Origin of the sequence: Collinsella sp. AM09-41 (assembly GCF_003473245.1) — a bacterium.
Lineage (GTDB): Bacteria > Actinomycetota > Coriobacteriia > Coriobacteriales > Coriobacteriaceae > Collinsella.
Genome location: NZ_QRMJ01000003.1, coordinates 260,624 through 277,216 on the forward strand (window position 1 = coordinate 260,624; position 16,593 = coordinate 277,216).

General features: G+C 53.9%; 17 protein-coding genes and 1 tRNA gene. 14 read left to right on the forward strand and 4 right to left on the reverse strand.

Going from position 1 to position 16,593, the window contains the following annotated elements; translation table 11 throughout:
* Positions 1-19: 19 nt before the first annotated feature.
* Together DW112_RS05685 and glgB are read right to left on the reverse strand one after the other, a co-directional pair.
* Positions 20-2,446, reverse strand: a complete 2,427-nt coding sequence (locus DW112_RS05685; protein WP_118328530.1) for a glycogen/starch/alpha-glucan phosphorylase — start codon at positions 2,444-2,446, stop codon at positions 20-22.
* A 94-nt stretch (positions 2,447-2,540) separates the two neighbouring features.
* Positions 2,541-4,799 (reverse strand): 1,4-alpha-glucan branching protein GlgB, encoded by a 2,259-nt coding sequence (gene glgB / locus DW112_RS05690; protein ID WP_118328531.1) that lies wholly within the window; start codon positions 4,797-4,799, stop codon positions 2,541-2,543.
* A gap of 331 nt (positions 4,800-5,130) precedes the next feature.
* Here glgB and DW112_RS05695 point away from each other — a divergent pair, with 331 nt between their 5' ends.
* From DW112_RS05695 to DW112_RS05725, 7 genes are all read left to right on the forward strand, one after another.
* The gene (locus tag DW112_RS05695; RefSeq protein ID WP_118328532.1) at positions 5,131-5,820 is read left to right on the forward strand and encodes an HAD family phosphatase; all 690 of its coding nucleotides are present in this window, start codon (positions 5,131-5,133) and stop codon (positions 5,818-5,820) included.
* Between the two features lie 9 nt (positions 5,821-5,829).
* Positions 5,830-6,510 carry a thiamine diphosphokinase gene (locus DW112_RS05700; protein ID WP_118328533.1) on the forward strand — a complete coding sequence of 227 codons (681 nt, stop codon included), beginning with the start codon at positions 5,830-5,832 and terminating at the stop codon, positions 6,508-6,510.
* A gap of 69 nt (positions 6,511-6,579) precedes the next feature.
* A tRNA-Ala gene (locus tag DW112_RS05705) sits at positions 6,580-6,655 on the forward strand.
* A 561-nt stretch (positions 6,656-7,216) separates the two neighbouring features.
* Positions 7,217-7,447, forward strand: a complete 231-nt coding sequence (locus DW112_RS05710) for a hypothetical protein (protein WP_118328534.1) — start codon at positions 7,217-7,219, stop codon at positions 7,445-7,447.
* Between the two features lie 220 nt (positions 7,448-7,667).
* Positions 7,668-8,573 carry a hypothetical protein gene (locus tag DW112_RS05715; protein WP_118328535.1) on the forward strand — a complete coding sequence of 302 codons (906 nt, stop codon included), beginning with the start codon at positions 7,668-7,670 and terminating at the stop codon, positions 8,571-8,573.
* A gap of 30 nt (positions 8,574-8,603) precedes the next feature.
* Positions 8,604-9,134: a hypothetical protein gene (locus DW112_RS05720; protein ID WP_118065458.1), complete on the forward strand. Its 531-nt coding sequence runs from the start codon at positions 8,604-8,606 to the stop codon at positions 9,132-9,134.
* A 303-nt stretch (positions 9,135-9,437) separates the two neighbouring features.
* The gene (locus DW112_RS05725; RefSeq protein ID WP_118328536.1) at positions 9,438-10,532 is read left to right on the forward strand and encodes a hypothetical protein; all 1,095 of its coding nucleotides are present in this window, start codon (positions 9,438-9,440) and stop codon (positions 10,530-10,532) included.
* A 340-nt stretch (positions 10,533-10,872) separates the two neighbouring features.
* Here DW112_RS05725 and DW112_RS05730 read toward each other — a convergent pair whose 3' ends face one another.
* Positions 10,873-12,027, reverse strand: coding sequence for a hypothetical protein (locus DW112_RS05730; protein ID WP_117636986.1), 1,155 nt, complete (start codon positions 12,025-12,027; stop codon positions 10,873-10,875).
* Between the two features lie 68 nt (positions 12,028-12,095).
* Positions 12,096-12,764 (reverse strand): hypothetical protein, encoded by a 669-nt coding sequence (locus DW112_RS05735; protein WP_117636987.1) that lies wholly within the window; start codon positions 12,762-12,764, stop codon positions 12,096-12,098.
* A gap of 377 nt (positions 12,765-13,141) precedes the next feature.
* Between DW112_RS05735 and DW112_RS05740 the strand changes: the two genes are divergently transcribed.
* The 7 genes from DW112_RS05740 (at position 13,142) to DW112_RS10185 (ending at position 16,588) form a co-directional block, all read left to right on the forward strand.
* Positions 13,142-13,909 (forward strand): hypothetical protein, encoded by a 768-nt coding sequence (locus DW112_RS05740; RefSeq protein ID WP_199584261.1) that lies wholly within the window; start codon positions 13,142-13,144, stop codon positions 13,907-13,909.
* Positions 13,910-14,526: 617 nt separating this feature from the next.
* The gene (locus tag DW112_RS10180) at positions 14,527-14,838 is read left to right on the forward strand and encodes a nucleotidyltransferase family protein (protein ID WP_118328537.1); all 312 of its coding nucleotides are present in this window, start codon (positions 14,527-14,529) and stop codon (positions 14,836-14,838) included.
* Positions 14,813-15,175, forward strand: coding sequence for a hypothetical protein (locus tag DW112_RS05755; protein WP_118328538.1), 363 nt, complete (start codon positions 14,813-14,815; stop codon positions 15,173-15,175). Before DW112_RS10180 ends, DW112_RS05755 begins: the two co-directional genes overlap by 26 nt.
* Positions 15,176-15,244: 69 nt before the next feature.
* On the forward strand, positions 15,245-15,613 hold the full coding sequence (locus DW112_RS05760; protein WP_117636992.1) for a hypothetical protein: 369 nt from the start codon (positions 15,245-15,247) through the stop codon (positions 15,611-15,613).
* A gap of 2 nt (positions 15,614-15,615) precedes the next feature.
* Entirely contained in the window at positions 15,616-15,924 is a 309-nt protein-coding gene (locus DW112_RS05765; protein WP_147327731.1) for a type II toxin-antitoxin system RelE/ParE family toxin, read from the forward strand.
* A gap of 304 nt (positions 15,925-16,228) precedes the next feature.
* Positions 16,229-16,426 carry a hypothetical protein gene (locus DW112_RS10005; RefSeq protein ID WP_199585329.1) on the forward strand — a complete coding sequence of 66 codons (198 nt, stop codon included), beginning with the start codon at positions 16,229-16,231 and terminating at the stop codon, positions 16,424-16,426.
* A gap of 12 nt (positions 16,427-16,438) precedes the next feature.
* Complete coding sequence (locus DW112_RS10185; protein WP_369831351.1) at positions 16,439-16,588, forward strand: DUF3825 domain-containing protein; 150 nt, start codon at positions 16,439-16,441, stop codon at positions 16,586-16,588.
* Positions 16,589-16,593 lie beyond the last annotated feature (5 nt).

Below are 16,593 nucleotides of genomic sequence, written 5' to 3' on the forward strand. Positions count from 1 at the left end.
CAAAGGGAGCTCGCGCGCTTTATGCGTGCCAGATCTCGTCGCGATACTCGCGAATGGTGCGGTCGGACGAGAACCAGCCACTCGAGGCGGTGTTGAGCAGGGCCTTGCGGTTCCAGGTCTCCTGGTCGCCGTAGCTGCCCGTGAGGTTCTCCCATGCATCCACGTAGCTACGGAAGTCAGCCATGACCAGGTCGGGGTCGTTGTTGTTCATGAGCTCGTTGTAGATGCTCTCGAAGTTGCCCGAAAGACCCGCAAACGTGTTGTCCTTGAGCTCGTCCATCACGCGGCCCAGGCGCTCGCGGTCGCCGTTGAGGGTATCCCACGCAAAGTAGCTGTTGGATGCCCAGAGCTGCTCGACCTCGGGGGCGGTCAGGCCAAAGATGGCCTCGTTCTCGCGGCCGGCCAGATCGGCGATCTCGATGTTGGCGCCGTCGAGGGTGCCCAGCGTAATGGCGCCGTTCATCATGAGCTTCATGTTGGATGTGCCCGAGGCCTCCTTGCCGGCCGTGGAGATCTGCTCCGAGATCTCGGCGGCGGGGTAGATGAGCTGGGCGATGCTCACGCGGAAGTTGGGGATAAAGCAGACCTTCATGACCTCGTTCACACGGGCATCGTTGTTGATGACGTCAGCCACGGAGTTAATGAGGCGGATGGTCTCCTTGGCAAAGGTGTAGCTCGAGGCGGCCTTGCCGCTAAAGATGAAGGTCGTCGGCGTCACGTGGAAGTTAGGATCGGCGATGCGACGGTTGTAGATATCCATCACCTTCATGATGTTCATGAGCTGGCGCTTGTAAGCGTGGAAGCGCTTCACCTGAACGTCGAAGACGGTGTTGGGGTCGATAACCAGACCGGTCTCGGCCTTAACGTAGGCGGCCAGACGCTCCTTGTTGGCGCGCTTGGAGGCACCCACGGCCTTCAGGAACTCGGTGTCGTCCTTAAACTCCTTGAGTTTCTCCAGCTCAAAGGCGTCCTTAAGCCAGCCGTCACCAATGGCCTCGGTCACGAGCTTGGCATAGGTGGGGTTGGCCTCGGCAAAGAAGCGACGGTGCGAGATGCCGTTGGTCTTGTTATTGAACTTCTCGGGCGTCAGGGCATAGAAGTCCTTGAGCACGATGTTCTTGATGATGTCGGAGTGGATCTTGGCCACGCCGTTGACGCTATGGCTGCAGATCACGGACAGGTTGGCCATGCGAATCTCGCCGTCCCACAGAATGGCGGTCTGGCGCAGACGCTCCTGCCAGCCCTCCTGCGTGGTGTCGAACGACTCGTGCCAGCGACGGCTGATCTCGTCGATGATCTGGTACACGCGGGGGAGGAGCTTGGAGAACGTGCCGATGGGCCACTTCTCCAGAGCCTCGGGCAGGATGGTGTGGTTGGTGTAGCTCACGACCTGCGTCACGATGTTCCAGGCGTCATCCCACTCGAGCTTCTTCTCGTCGATCAGGATGCGCATGAGCTCGGGGCCGCACATGGCGGGGTGGGTATCGTTGGTGTGGATGGCCACAAACTGCGGCAGCAGCTCCCAGTTCTCGCCGTGCTCCTTCTCAAAGGTGTCGAGCAGGCTGTAGATGCCGGCTGAGACAAACAGGTACTCCTGCTTCAGGCGCAGCAGACGGCCGTGCTCGCCGGCGTCGTTGGGGTAGAGGATGGCGCTGATGGCCTCGGCCTCGGCGCGCTCGGCATCGGCCAGGGCGTAGTCGCCGCGGTTGAAGGCCTCCAGGTCAAAGTGCTCCACGACCGGCTCGGCGGCCCAGACGCGCAGCTTGTTGACGGTCTCGCCGGCATAGCCCACGACGGGGATGTCATAGGGGACGGCCAGGATGTCCTGCGTGTCCACCGTGCGGTAGAACGTGCGGCCGTCCTCCTCAAAGCCCTCAACATGGCCACCAAACTTGATGGTCACGGCCTTGTCCTGACGACGGACCTCCCAGGGATAGCCGTGGGTGAGCCACTCGTCGGTGGTCTCGACCTGGCTGCCGTTGACAATCTCCTGCTTAAACAGACCGTAGCGGTAGCGCATACCGTTGCCGTAGCCGGCAATGCCCTCGGCTGCCATGGAATCCAGGAAGCATGCGGCCAGACGGCCCAGGCCACCGTTGCCCAGAGCCGGATCGGGCTCCTGGTTCTCGATGACGGACAGGTCAAAGCCCATGTCGTCGAGCGCCTCGGCGACCATGTCGCGCACGCCAAAGTTGAGCAGGTAGTTGTCGAGCAGGCGACCGATCAAAAACTCGATCGAGAAGTAGTACACGCGCTTCTTGCCCTCGGCGGTGACGCGGGCGTCACTCTTGGTGGCAACGGTGCGCGCCTTCTCGGCCACGAGCTTTGCCAGGGCGTTAAAGCGGTCGAGGTCGCTGGCGGCCTCGACGCTCTTGCCGCTGATGCTCATAACGGCATCGCGATAGAGCTCGGTAAACTCCTGCTTGTTGTCGAAGATCTTATTCATACGTTCCTTTCCCCCGGGGATGTTTCTCCCGGAACGGTTATGACTCATATCCTACGCCCCGGCGGGGCGGGTGATTACAGCTGTAACGGCTTTGTTACGCATCCTTGGCAGACGGCTTAACAGAAGCAGACTTGGCCTTGGTAGCGGCCTTTTTGGCAGCCGGCTTCTTGGCCGCGGTAGCTTTAGCAGCGGGCTTTGCGTCAGCCTTTGCCTTCGCCTTAGCCGGAGCCTTCTTGGCGGCCGCAGGCTTAGGCTTTACCGAGGACGTGCGCTTCTTGGGCGCAGCCTTGGGCTCCTCAACCACCGGCGGCTTATAGCTGCTGGGACCGCGGCGCTTAAGCACCACGCCTGCCAGGCCGGGAACCTTAATCTCAATGGAGTCCATCTGCCCGTTCCAGGGATAGGGCTCGCTCGAGCAGGTGTAGGGCTCCTCACCGGCGTATCCGCTGCCGCCAAACTCGGGACGGTCGGAGTCAAAGATGACCTCCCAGTCACCCTCGCGCGGCACGCCCACGCGGAAGCTCTCGTAGCTCGCCGGGTCAAAGTTGATCAGAATCACCAGGTCGTCGTCGATATCCTCGCCCTGGCGCACAAAGCTCACCATGGACTGCTTGGAGTTGTCCGCATCGATCCAGGTAAAGCCGTCGTCGGTGTAGCCGCGCTCGTACAGGGCGGGCTCGGCGGTGTACAAGTGGTTGAGTGCCTTGATAAACGCCTGATGATGACGGTGAGTCTCGTACTCCTCGGTCAGGAACCACTGGATGGACTCGTAGTAGCGCCACTCGATAAACTGGCCGATCTCGTTGCCCATAAAGTTGAGCTTGGCACCGGGGTGCGTCATCTGGTAGAAGGCAAGCGTGCGCAGGCCGGCAAACTGGCGCCACCAGTCGCCCGGCATGCGGCCGATCAGCGAGCACTTGCCATGCACGACCTCGTCGTGGCTCAGCGGGCAGATAAAGTTCTCGGTAAAGGCGTACATGATGGAGAACGTGAGCAGTCCGTGGTTGCCGGGGCGCCACGGAAAATCGGTCTGCATGTAGTGCAGGGTGTCATTCATCCAGCCCATGTCCCACTTGTAGTGGAAGCCCAGGCCGCCGTCCTGCGGCGGATAGGTCACGAGCGGCCACGCGGTGGACTCCTCGGCCATCATCATCACGTCGGGGTAGTGTGCCTCCACGGCGCAGTTGACCTGGCGGATAAACGCGCTGGCGTCCAGGTCCTCCTCGGTACCGTACTTGTTGAACTTCTTTTGGCCGGGATCGTCAATGCCAAAGTTGAGGTACAGCATGCTGGACACGCCGTCCATGCGAATGCCGTCCACGTGGAAGTTCTCGAGCCAGTACAGCACGTTGGAGACCAGGAAGGAGCGGACCTCGCCGCGGGCGAAGTCAAACTTGTGCGTGCCCCAGTTGGGGTGAATCTCGTGCTCAAACAGCATGTGGCCGTTAAAGGTGGCAAGGCCGTGGGAGTCGGCGCAAAAACCGCCGGGCACCCAGTCCATGATCACGCCAATACCCGCCTCGTGGCATGCATCGATAAAGTGCATGAGCTGCTGCGGGTTGCCGTAGCGCGACGTGGCGGCATAGTAGCCGGTCGTCTGGTAGCCCCAGGAGCCATCGAAGGGATGCTCCATAAGCGGCATGACCTCGATATGCGTATAGCCCATGTCGCGCACGTAGTCCACGAGCTCAACCGACAGGTCGTCGTAGGTGTAGAACTCGCCGCGCTGTGCGGGGAAGGGATCCATGGGGCCGGGGTAGTTGCCGTACTCGTCGGGCTCGCCCTGCGGCGCGTCGCCGTGGCGCTTCCACGAGCCAATATGTACCTCGTAGATGTTAAGGGGCTGCGACATGTGGTTATGGCTGGCGCGGCGCTTGAGCCAAGCCGCGTCGTTCCACTGGTAGCCATCGAGGGTCCACAGCACGCTGGCCGTTCCCGGAGGGCACTCGGCCTTAAAGGCGTACGGATCGGCCTTGTAGAGCTTTTCGCCCTCGTTGGTCTCGATAAGGTACTTATAGAGCTGACCCTGCTCGGCGCCAGGAATAAAGCCTTCCCAAATAGCGCTCGTATGCACGGGCACCAGCGGGTTGGCTTGCTCATCCCAGTCGTTAAATTCGCCAATGACATGGACGCTCTTTACGTCGGGCGCCCAAACGCAAAAGCGCCAGCCACGCGTACGGTTCTGCGTGTCGGGGTGCGCGCCCATCTTTTCCCAACTGCGCTCCCACATGCCAATTCCAAACAGATAGACATCGTCCTTGGAAAGCTCCGGTGCATGCGGGGCGGCCTTACGGGTAGCGGGCTTTTTGGTTGCTGGCTTTAGCTTTGTATCGCTCACGTTTGATCCCATCATGACGCGGCAGCGTGTTGCCTTGGTGACTAGATGCGAAAGGTCCAAGGCTGCACGAATCGAAGGGACGGCGATAGTTCTATGATTCGTTCCACCTCGCGTGCTCGGTGGAACTTTCGGCACGAAATACGATAACACCTGTTCGTTACTTTTATGGAGAAAAGTGGATTTGCGGCGGCGTTTAATCGGCGAGCGCCATGTTTATACCACTGGCAGAATTGCGATGGTAAAACTCTTGACAGTTTTACCAATTAGGGTTTCAAAACTGTTAGGCTGACGTTTGGTAAAACGTTTTTAGCAGGTTGTTTACCATTTGACATCGAAAGGTACGTTTATGTCCCAGACCGCCGCTCCCAATGTTGCTTTTATTTTCGATTGCGACGGAACACTGGTTAATAGCACCCCCGTTTGGGCCTATGCCCAGCCCGAGTTATTGCGCCGCCACGGGATTGACGTGACCGTGGATGACTTTGCTCAATTTGAGCACCTGTCGTTGGAGGACGAGTGCCAGGCCTACCACGACACGTGGGGCATTGGCGCGAATGGCGAGGAGCTGTATCGCGAGCTGGGCGAGATTTTGATCGACGGCTACTCCAAGGTGCCGCCGCGCGAAGGTCTGCTTGCATTTTTGGAGAAGGCGCAGGAGGTCGGTATTGCCATGTGCGTTGCTACGTCCACGCCAGCCGAGCTGGTTATGTCTGCGCTTGCGGGCGCCGGTCTCGATGCCTACATGGAGTTTATTACTACCACGGGCGAGGCGGGGCGCTCCAAGCAGTTCCCCGACGTATACGAGCTGGCGCTGCGCCGCCTAGAGGAGCGTCACGGGTGCAAGTTTGAGCGCGTTTGGGTGTTTGAGGACGCCGTCTTTGGCCTAAAGAGCTCTGGCACCGCAGGCTTTAAGCGCGTGGGTATTTATGACCCGGAAGGCCGCATGGAGCGCGACGAGGTTCGCGACAACTGCGAGATCTTTATCGATAGCTATGAGGACCTGGACCTGGCCCGCGTGCTTTCGTTTGAGGGCTAGGCGAGGGCCATGGCTTGCAAGGTATTGGTAGTCTGTGGCTCGCCCGTGGTGGCGAGCGCGGATCTGTTGCGTAGGCTAGCGGGGGAGTGCGACCACGTTGTCGCCGTGGACCGCGGGCTCGACGCGCTGCTGGGCGCGGGACTAGGTTGCGACGTATATGTTGGTGACGTTGATACGGTGAGCGATGCGGGTCGCGCGCTGGTTGATGCCGCCACGGAGTTTGAAGTTGAGCGCCACGACCCCTACAAGGACTATACCGATCTGGCGTTGGCGCTCGATTCGGTTTGCCGTCGCTGGCCGGGTGCCGAAGTGGTTGCGACTTGCGCCACCGGCGGCCGTCCGGATATGGCGCTTTCCGTACTGGGGTTGCTCGCAGGCTATGAGGACGCTCCCATCTGGATCGCCGAGGACAAGGTAGTCGCCCGCATCCTTCATGCAGGCGAGTCGTGGACCATCGAGGGTGCCGAGGGCAAGACGTTCTCCATCATTGCCATAGCCCCCAACACCGAGGTGAGTGAACACGGTCTAGAGTGGGAGCTGGATCACAGCCCCCTGGGCTTGTTAGCCGACACGGGCATTAGCAACATAGTCCGATCAACTGCAGAGATCGAAGTCCATACCGGCACTGCAATAGCGTATTTGCTGCATCAGGGTTTTATCGGGACGGTCGGCGAGTATGAAAACCCGTAAGTGCGAGAAGCAATTACAAAAAACTTCTTGCACAACTAAGAATCTTCCCCTATAGTATCTCCTCGTCACGGGGGCGTAGCTCAGCTGGGAGAGCGCTTGACTGGCAGTCAAGAGGTCAGGGGTTCGATCCCCCTCGTCTCCACCATCGTGAATGCAAGGCCTCTGGGGAACCTGAGGCTTTTTTCATATGCAGTCACCGCGCAAACCAAAGTGACGCCACACCAGCGCCCACACCCAAAAAAGTTGCGCAATTTACTTCCCACTTCTGTGCATAGCCTCGTTGAGCTGACCGAGAGAAACTTTATTGGACCAGCAAAGACTGTTTATGAGTATTTAGACGGACCCAAGTGGAATTCTCGCAGGAAGGTTCTAAAAAAGCTACTGCAAAAATATCCTACGAAAGACCGGTCTATCCTACCTCGACTCTTTTCGTGTGATTTACCACGAATTGTTTCCGCTGCAAAGTCCTGGGGATCGTGGTTGGCTGTGGATATCGCATCTTATCCGCACTATTACATCGATCAGAGCTGCGAGGATGATTCCGAAAAGGCGAAAGTGATCATGAAGATTAAAGAAAAAGCTGAAGAGCACGGCCTACTATAGCTTGCCCTGCCTTTGCTGCGACCAAAAGCGGCATTCGCATACGCAGCATGTATGTGAATGCCGCCCGTAGAGCAAAAGTCTGTGCCACATCATCAAGATCGGCATGTTCGACGCACAAGAGTTCTATTCAATAAGGAACGTAGAAACATACAGCGGAACAAGCATTCTGGCTAAAAGGATCGGTGAACGGGCGATCGCGTTCTACGACAGCCCGTTCACTGACCTCAGCCTCAGGACCCCCCTGGCCCTGATCCTTCTCGCCACGTGGAACCTCCTCGTTCTCTGGACTGCATGGCAGCCCGAGCGTAACGGGGATGCGCGGGGAGGCGTTTAATGGCGGTGCCGAACCGCAATATCCGGCCGGGTGGACGACGGTGCCGATTCGCAATATAGGTGATGTCGAAAGGACCTAGGACTCAACTGAGAAGAGCATGGCGTTCGGGGACACCTCCGCTCACCGAATCATCACCTGCTGTCTAAACTGTTAGCTCATCAATCCACCAGCAGGAATACAATTGCATCATCATTAATATGATTGCTAAGGAGATACTTTAATGCCCGGATTGTTCGCGATGCACTCACTTGTTGTCTATAGGCTTTGGGCAAATACCTATAGACACAAAGAGGAAAGACTTGATGTCTCGAATTACGGCAATAAACCTTTACTAGACTACATTTTTAGTTTTGTTAATGACAATAACGCGCCGTTTCAAGTAAATGAAGGTGAACGGTTCATTCAGTTCGATTCTTATAGGCAAATAAATGACAATGTTTTGGTCAATCTAAAATCTGGTCGTGCGGGACTTCGTGTTGATGTCGTTGACACAAGAACAATGGCCGATAGTGGCATTTCCTACACAGAGGAAATGGCCGGAATGGTCCCTTCTAGACTACTCATAAAATGTACTCCCGGATTAGGCTACGCGCTGATTGGGATTGAATCCGTTCCGAATGGCGGAGGCGCCTCAGTGCCCGTCACAGCACTAAAGAATTATATTGCCAGTCATACAACGGGAATATCCTTAAAATCAGAACGAGTGCAAGAAAGATCTGCACTAGACGCATTTACGGGAGTGGAACAATTCGAACTTCGCCGTTATCGCCCCTCCAAAAACATTGAAGACGGTACCGTGGCAAACGTGGGAACTATGTCATTCATTGCAAAACATAAAAGAGGCCTTCGCATCCCTCTAGCGACAATTGATATGATAAAAGACAAGAAAGCGGTTGCGGAGTATTTTGGCGTTACGAGCAACTATTCTGGTCGAGAAGAAGTTTTTGCCACGCTAAAGCAACGTGACGGAAAACCTAAGACGTTTATGCTTGATAAGGAATTCGCAGTTCCCATAACTGAAGTATTAAATAAATCAGGACAGCCGCCACTTTCTGATGATCAGTTTATCGCCGTTTGTCTTGATAGTTTCGCCAGAGCAGAGGATGTCTTCAATAGAGATAAATAGTCTATTAGGTTACTCCGGAGGGTCGATAATATGGGCAAAATTGATTTCTGGCAACTTCTAATCAAATATATTGATACACTCCGCAATTATCAAACTAATAAAATATCGCACGGCGATATATTTGTTCAGCTAATTGTTCCTGCTTTGCTGTCGGTGGCTCTGTTTTTTAATTGGCCTGACGGCTGCATTAACCTTGAAGATTTAATATCTAATCTCATTAGCTGCATCTCTATAATTTCTGGCCTTATGTGTGGTGTTGCGGTACTTCTCTTTCAATTGCGCTTGCAAATGAGCTCTCAAAAAGATCCAAAACCACTCGATCGCGAGTTTACAATGGTTGATGAATCTTTTCATATATCTATGTGGACTGTTTTGGATGGGCTCTTCGTTGTTGGCTTGTTATGTATTGCCCCATTGACAAAAAACTTCAATGAGCTATTTTCCAGATTCTTATTCTGTCTCGCGGCCTTCTTTCTTCTTAACTTTCTACTTGTCACACTCATGACTCTAAAACGAATTAGCGCTGCATACACAGCGTTTTCACGCGGCTGGAAAATGTAGTCCCAAGCCCATGAGCTTTTGATAATAGTGCTTCACGGAGCCGCGCATATATAGAATAATCCAAATCAAATCAGAGTTTTGCGGACGCAGTCAACGATCTTGGTTGCATACGCAATGACTTACGAACATCGTTTGACGTGATCCGCTCCTTTCACCGATTGGCAAAACGATTTACACCTAATTATTGGCGCTGCTCAGGGGCATTTTCTTTGTTTGTGCCTTGATCTCGCTAAACTAGTAGCTGCTGCTACCAGGGCATTTTCTGGTGCACATTCTATTGGCTCTGCGAAGATCGGAGCGGGTATGTTTGCTGCCGAGTCCTACACCAGCCGTAACTACATTGCGATTGTTGCCATGGCCTGCCTATGCGTTTTGCTGGGCGGGCCTTCCTATGCCGCGGGCGCGGAGAGCCTCATCATTGCGGGCGCGACGTACTGTGTGCCGGGCGTGTCGGGCCCCGGCTGGGCCTGGACCGATGCCGACCACCTGGAGCTTAACGGCTACGCGGGCGAAGCCATCGGCGCCGACGGCGACCTGGTGCTGACGCTTGCCGGGCAGAACTCCGTGACGGAGTCGCATGCGCCCGATGCGGACATCACGCTGTGCGGCATGGAGGTGTGGGGCAACCTGACGCTTCGCGACGCCGGGACCCTGACGGCGACGGGCTCGCAGTGCGGGATCCACGTCTCGCAGGCGCTCGTGGTGGACGGATGCACCGTCGATGCCCGGGCAGACGGGGCCGATATCACGGACGAGGCGGTCGCCGGCGTGATCGCCGGCGACATGGCCGTGCGCGGCGGCGGGCGCGTCGTTGCCGCGGGCGCCGGGTACGGAGCGGGCGTGCGCGCCTACGGCGTGTATCTGCAGGACGCGGGCCTTGGCGCTGGCGCGGCCGGCTGCCGGCTTTCCGTCGACGCCTCGCGGCTCGATGCGACCGGTGCCGACGGCGGTGTTGCGTGCACGGGCGGGTCGCTTGTGTCCGCACGGTTTGTGACGCCTGCCGACGGGGCCTTTGGTGCTAGCGGCGTGTTGGATGCCTCCGGTGCGATGGCACCGCATGTGGTGGTTGTGCCCGATGTCGCCACGCCTCCGGCGGGGGAGACCGACAGGGGCGAGGTGACTGGCGATAGCGCGGACAAGCCCCCCGCCGATGCAAGCCCCGCCGCTGGAGAGCCCACCACAGTGCCCACGGCAAATCCCTCGATGAGACCCGCGGCCACAACAACCAAGACAACAACGACAGTAACCAAGACCACAGTCGTCAAAGTCCCCAAGCCCAAGGCTGCCACTGTGACAACAGCGGCACTCCCCAAGACCGGCGACAACAACTGGGTCGTCGCGTCCGTAGCGCTTTTCCTACTGGGGACAGTGCTCTTGGCCGCCGCATATCGCTGCTGAAATAGCTACCATTTGGAAGAAAGGGACATCCACAAGGTATAGCTATTTGCTTGTTTGTTTATAGGCGCCCAATTATCGAAGGCAGAGGCCATATGGACGCGACCATGGGCTGAATCGTGACATGCGACCCAGATCCACATGAGTGAGACAATCAATCAATATTGTCGCAGATTGGACTGAGGGCAACGAAAGGGCACCGGGATCTATGTCGACCTTGGTGCCCAAGTGAAAGACCAGCAGAGTTGCCTCGCAATATTCGGCGGTGCTAAAGCGGGCAAATATTAAACCGGGCTCATTGGTGGGCTGTGTGAGCTGGCTTCTTAGTGACATCACGGATTGTCTATAAGCAAAAGTCTGGTGTTTCGGAAATGTTATACCGTTCACCAAAACTGTCAATTTCCCTTTTCAACATAGCTGGCTCAATCTCTGCAAGCAGCCGCATAACGTCATAGATTCTTACGATGCCTCGTATCTTCTTACTCCTCATCCGCACGAGTTCGTAAATCAGTTGAACAGAAATAGTTGTTGTATACGTTTCGCCGCTTCTATCAAGATTTAATGCTCTTGCAGCATCATTTATCGCAGTGCAAAATAGGAGCTCAGGGGAAATCCCTTCAGCGGGGTTTTCGATTTTGATATTTACCTTATCTGCGCAAAGCTCAATTTCTGTTTCTCCGACTCTGCTTTGTTTGAGAAAGGGTTCCGTTTTACCTAGACCTAAATATTCCGTTCTTTTAAGACGCTGCCTGCGGCAGCTCTCCTTAAACATATTGTTACGACAATCTATGATGGCGGCATTCGCAATCTGGTCAGTCAGGCATGGGTAAAAACCTATTAGGATCCAATCGACCTCGCAAGATGCCTTGAAAAGGAGATCGTAAATTTCCGCATAAAGTGGGCATTGTCCACTGTCGAGGCGGGCCACTCTTGTTCCATCGTGAATGAATAATCCCTGAAAATCTGAATGAATTTCAATTAAATAGCCCAATTCAATGCGTCCACCATCACCGCTAAGTTCAGTAAGGTGATTGCGGTATTTAGGTAATTTGCGAGCATGACCTGTTTTTCCACCAAACAATCGAGCATCAAGGGAGCGCGTCAAATCATCGCAACATGCACAGCTTTGATGATATTTGGCCACTGAGACATAGTTTGCGACTAAACTCGCCATTTCCTCCGACGATACGTCGTCGGCTTTTAGCCTTGGCACCAGCTTTTCATAGTCAGCTTTCATTACCGATGTGAGCTCAGCAGATTTTGATTGAGCGTTTCGACCATGTTTGATGTTATGGTCGATTCTAAAATGCTCCAAACCAACAATGGATCCATTTTCGCGGGTAATAACAATATCAGGGCACTCGCTGCCTGCGTTAATAGATCCACTCACCTTCAAGGCAGCTTTCTTCTTGTAACCACCCGAGGCCATTGATAGATTAAGAACATCATTGAACACTTGCTCTTCGTGCGCGTTCTGGTCGCTTTTGTTCTTGCTCATGCTGGATCCTCCGCCCTTATAAGTTATACATAATTCAACTCGCGCCTTTTAACGTTGTCGATAGACGCTCACTGAAAGGTAAGCAATTCAGCAATGTCATCAAGGGAGCCAAGTCTCAAACCCTGATAGGGAATGTAACCGTTGAACACGTTGTGCGTTACACCATCCCTGTCCTCCTGTTTAAAGTCGATATCGCAGTCGTGGCCAGTGACGATTCGAAACTCATGTTGATATTCATATGCACGATTCTTGTGGAAAGTAACTTCACTGGCTGCCTGCTTAAAGTTGGATAACGCCACCTTGGGCTCAAATATGTCTCCGTCATAAGAAACCAGTCCAAAATTGATACCTTCAGGTTCCGCTTCCTGAAATCGAAGCAAAAACTCGACAGGATCCTTAATCAAAACTGCAGCGCCTCTATTTGAAAATTCGTCTCTAATGCGCCGCCCATCCTTACTCTGTAGGAAGAATTGATAATTCGAATCTTCAAGTGCCGTCATGCAGTAAATTGCACGACTTGAACCAACAGACATAAAACTTGTAAGGAGACCCTCGTAGGCATCAGACCTTCCATCTCCCGCCTCTTTTGATCTAAATTCATCAATCGCCTGCAGGTAGGGGATTCCCTGGATAAGTTGTTCCGCATAAACTCTCTGCGTCACAAATTTGATTAATGACCCGACACGCCACTGCTCAAGTACGCCGGCAATTTCCGATTTAGAGATTCGCCGAACCATACAATCATCTCCTTGCTGCTATTCTTCGCATCTTATCAAGAACTAATCCAGTGAGCTTAAACGATGGTGTATATGTATCAACGTTCTCCTCTTGCATTGTCAGATGACGCCGATTCGTCGACGAAAGATGGCCTGATCTAACCAGCCTCATAAGCTCACCAATATTCCGTTAGACTCGCACAAGCTCAAAATGAAATGGCTCCGATCAAAGCAAACGCCCTATGCGTAAAAATGCTCAATAATTGGATCGCGTGATTACTGGATTTTGTGTAAGAATTCTATTGGAGAGAAGCACGATGCCTGAATTTATATGCTCGGTATCTTCTTTAGCTGCGACAATTGTTATCGCCTTTATACAAATATATCAGAGCAAGCGCATGGAAGTATTCGAACGTCGTCAGGACGAGAGGGATGAGCGTAGGCACGCCGAAGGGAATAAGGCACGAGCGATTGAGTTCATCTCGAAGCATTACGCCGACAGAGGCCTGATTCCGCTTTGCGCCGTTGCCGCCATGCACAATGATCTTTTCCATTATTCACGTAAGATGTATTGGGAATTCTGCTGCCTAGTGCCGGAGGTGCAGAATCTGATTCTTAAATACTGCAGTCTTGACTTGCGGGTCAGGGGAGAGGATGACCTGTTCGTCCGTTGCATCGCCGCAGTCGAAGCCGTCCTCCGTGACCGCTTCCCAAAAGATGAATCTGTTCTTTATGATGATGGGAAATACGTGCTTCACAGCCTCGAAAGGTATGCGGGGGAGAGACTGCCAGAACCTCGGGTTAACCTTCTTCCCGAGTGCCTGGACTCTTCGTTCCTGCCCCCTGATAGCTGTACCCCGGGGTACGATTACCTTATCCGTAAGGTCCTTTCCGAGGCCTTCGAATCGAGGGGCGCTTCCTTCGCCCCCATTTCCTATCTAAAAAATGACTATCAATTCGAATCGAGCCTCGAGATAGAGGCCTGCCGATTCGCGTCGACCGCTGCATTCTACGCGGCAACCTACGGCTCTGGTGACGAGGCCAACAATAGGTACTACGGGTGCCCCGGCGGTTTCGATGGCGAGAGAATCGAGACCATGGAAGACCTATTTCTTCTTACTGTCTTCCAGATATATACCAAGCTTCTGCTTCCGAACAAAGGGTAAGAAATAACACGAGGCATTCGTTATTTGACTCTGCCTAATTCTGCCAAACTCATTTTCGAAATCTCACTCATTTCCTTCATTACCTGAACATACTTAAAATCAGAAATTGGTCGTAGGGCGTGACCAACGGAATCAAAAGAAAGCCCACTGAGAAGATGCCTTCAATCTCTTTGGGTTGGAGGCATTTTCTTTTTCGGAGAGTCTGCATGAATTCTAAAAATGTCTTTTTGACAAACTCCTTCTAAAAAGAACATCCAAACCATCTAGTCTGCTCTTAATACTCGGATATAAACACTAAGGAGGTAGTCATGTTATGGAGCTATGTTCAGCTTAATGACGGCACTCAGTTTGCCTACTCAGAGACAAGAGATGACGGGGCCGTTCGTGTAGCCGTCGAGCGTCCGGTTGATTTTAGCTTTGACCACGTTGAATGCTACTTGCCTACGGTCAAGTGGTTCAACTTCGAGGGATTTACTGCCGACGATCTGGATTTTTTTGACCGAGTTCGTTAGATCAAACGCTCCGTTTATCTTCGAGCTTGCAGAACGGCAAAAAGCCAGACCGGCGGTTTCGACGCTGGCCCTCGGACGTTCTACTGTTAATCGCCCAATTGAGACATGATTTCATTTGATTACATATCATCCGCGGTATCCCGCGTGCTGGCTCAATACGACGTCAGAGAAGCCTATTTATTTGGCTCGTTTGCCCGAGGCGAGCAAACGCCCAATAGCGATATTGACTTGCGCCTAGTCTGCGGCAACACCATGACGTTCGGCACGCTTTACGAACTCTCCCATGAGCTCGAGAGGGAACTTAGGCGAAAGGTTGATATCGTCACCAACCCACCAGAGCACATGCGCCTGCCCTTCCGCAAAAGTATCAAGCAAGATGAGGTGCGCATCTATGAAGCAACATGTGCGGGACGATGAGTTTGCGAATATCATCCTGCTATCTGATCCTCCCGTTGTACTCAACGTTGAGAACCTAAAGGCCATCCGCGATGGGGATGCGTTAATAGCCACGGGAAAGCCCAGCCGGTCTAACGCAAAAATAGCTCGCCACCCAATCGGGGGTTTACTTCGCGCTATACAGCTCTACGAGCAGATCCGACTCGACCTACGCCGTGCCTCGCTCTCTTCGGCATTGGCGCTCGCAAAGACCCTAAACTACGCCATCGAAGACCCTGTCAGGCAACCGGTTGCTCTGGAGTACGATTCGAAACCCTGTTCGTCCGAAACAATCAATAGTAAGAATATTGCTGTTTAACTTTCCTTTACGTACGTATTTAAATTAAACAATAATACGTATTAGAGACAGATTTTAAAGGAGGTTGCTATGGTTGCCGTGATAGACAAGAAACTCGTTTTCGGACGCGAACAGGTGCTGACTTCGACGCAGGCAAGCAAAAATTTTGGCGAAGCGAGACGTCGCGCTCGAAGAGAACCGCAATTTGTCTCAGACAGGAACGATGGCATCGATACTGTTATCGTTGGCTTCGACGAGTTCGAAGCGATGGCGGTCGAACTCGAACAGCTCCGAGAGGAGCGCCTGCACGCTATAGCCGCTGCAAGGCTCGCGCAGGGCGACACTGATTCGAATCGCAAGGGCATTCCGTTCTCCGATACCGTGGGACGTGAGAGGTTCGAGGCCATGCTAGAAGCCGAGGCAACCGATCCCATTTCCGACGAGGAGCTGTTCGAGTGAGCGTGGCTAGGTTTAAGGTTGAGTTTTACGACAAGACTGCCGAGAAAGAGTATCTGTCACTCGATGGCTCGGTTCGCGCTATGGCGGACAAAGGTATTGCGCGCCTTGCACTTCGGGCCGATGAAATTGGCAAGCCGCTTTCGGGTCTTCTTGCAGGTTGTAGGGAACTTAAGTTTCGTACTGATGGCATTCGCGTAATTTATCGCATCCGCGACGGGCACGTCGAAGTAGTTCAAATCATCGCAATAGGCGCAAGGGACAAGGTCAAGGTTTTCGACCTGACATCTAGACGCTTGGACAGCGATGATTGATTGCCTCAAGAATATCAATTTAGGTTGCATGGTCGAAATGCCCGGGTTAAACGCTCGTATTCAGTCAGCAGAAGGACGGCGTGATGAAAACGTTAAATGCAACGACATGCCCTGATAGTTGTTGCAGCAATTATCCTGAAAGCATGACTTTTGACAACTGTACAGCAGACGCAACCGACCCTATCGTGCCGAAAGCACCCCGTACTTTACCCGATGATCTGGACAGCATCGCCTTGATCGACGAAGCCATTCAGTCAACTATTGCGGACATGCCCAACGCACTCAGGCTCTTGGAGAACTCATGATGGCGGTCGCGTCGTTGGTGCTCGATGATTCTAGATCGCTCGGGACCATGGCCGCGGCCGTCATGAGCCTGCATAGCATGCTCATGACGATCGGACGCTGTTATACGACCGACGCCGCAGTGGACCGGGCTGCGCTCAAGCTCGGACGCGTCGAGTCCGTGCTAGCGGGTGCGCAGTTCTACGGCGGCCGGATCTAGCTACTGCTGCCGCTGTACCTGACCGTCAACAAGCCCGAGCTGGCGCTAGCCATCCAGCACGAGGATGGCTTCTATGCCGCGCGCACCTGCCTTACGCTCGACATGGCCTACAACACCGCGCGACTTATTTGCCGGCCCGAGACCTCGTGGATAAAGCGATAAAGGGC

Coding starts and splice junctions, on each gene's coding strand:
- DW112_RS05760 (WP_117636992.1), top strand. CDS start 15,245: ATGGTTGCCGTGATAGACAAGAAACTCGTTTTCGGACGCGAACAGGTG.
- DW112_RS05720 (WP_118065458.1), top strand. CDS start 8,604: ATGGGCAAAATTGATTTCTGGCAACTTCTAATCAAATATATTGATACA.
- DW112_RS05710 (WP_118328534.1), top strand. CDS start 7,217: ATGTTCGACGCACAAGAGTTCTATTCAATAAGGAACGTAGAAACATAC.
- DW112_RS10005 (WP_199585329.1), top strand. CDS start 16,229: ATGGCGGTCGCGTCGTTGGTGCTCGATGATTCTAGATCGCTCGGGACC.
- DW112_RS05700 (WP_118328533.1), top strand. CDS start 5,830: ATGGCTTGCAAGGTATTGGTAGTCTGTGGCTCGCCCGTGGTGGCGAGC.
- DW112_RS05695 (WP_118328532.1), top strand. CDS start 5,131: ATGTCCCAGACCGCCGCTCCCAATGTTGCTTTTATTTTCGATTGCGAC.
- DW112_RS05685 (WP_118328530.1), bottom strand. CDS start 2,446: ATGAATAAGATCTTCGACAACAAGCAGGAGTTTACCGAGCTCTATCGC.
- DW112_RS05735 (WP_117636987.1), bottom strand. CDS start 12,764: ATGGTTCGGCGAATCTCTAAATCGGAAATTGCCGGCGTACTTGAGCAG.
- glgB (WP_118328531.1), bottom strand. CDS start 4,799: ATGATGGGATCAAACGTGAGCGATACAAAGCTAAAGCCAGCAACCAAA.
- DW112_RS10180 (WP_118328537.1), top strand. CDS start 14,527: ATGATTTCATTTGATTACATATCATCCGCGGTATCCCGCGTGCTGGCT.
- DW112_RS05715 (WP_118328535.1), top strand. CDS start 7,668: ATGCCCGGATTGTTCGCGATGCACTCACTTGTTGTCTATAGGCTTTGG.
- DW112_RS05725 (WP_118328536.1), top strand. CDS start 9,438: ATGTTTGCTGCCGAGTCCTACACCAGCCGTAACTACATTGCGATTGTT.
- DW112_RS05740 (WP_199584261.1), top strand. CDS start 13,142: ATGGAAGTATTCGAACGTCGTCAGGACGAGAGGGATGAGCGTAGGCAC.
- DW112_RS05730 (WP_117636986.1), bottom strand. CDS start 12,027: ATGAGCAAGAACAAAAGCGACCAGAACGCGCACGAAGAGCAAGTGTTC.
- DW112_RS05755 (WP_118328538.1), top strand. CDS start 14,813: ATGAAGCAACATGTGCGGGACGATGAGTTTGCGAATATCATCCTGCTA.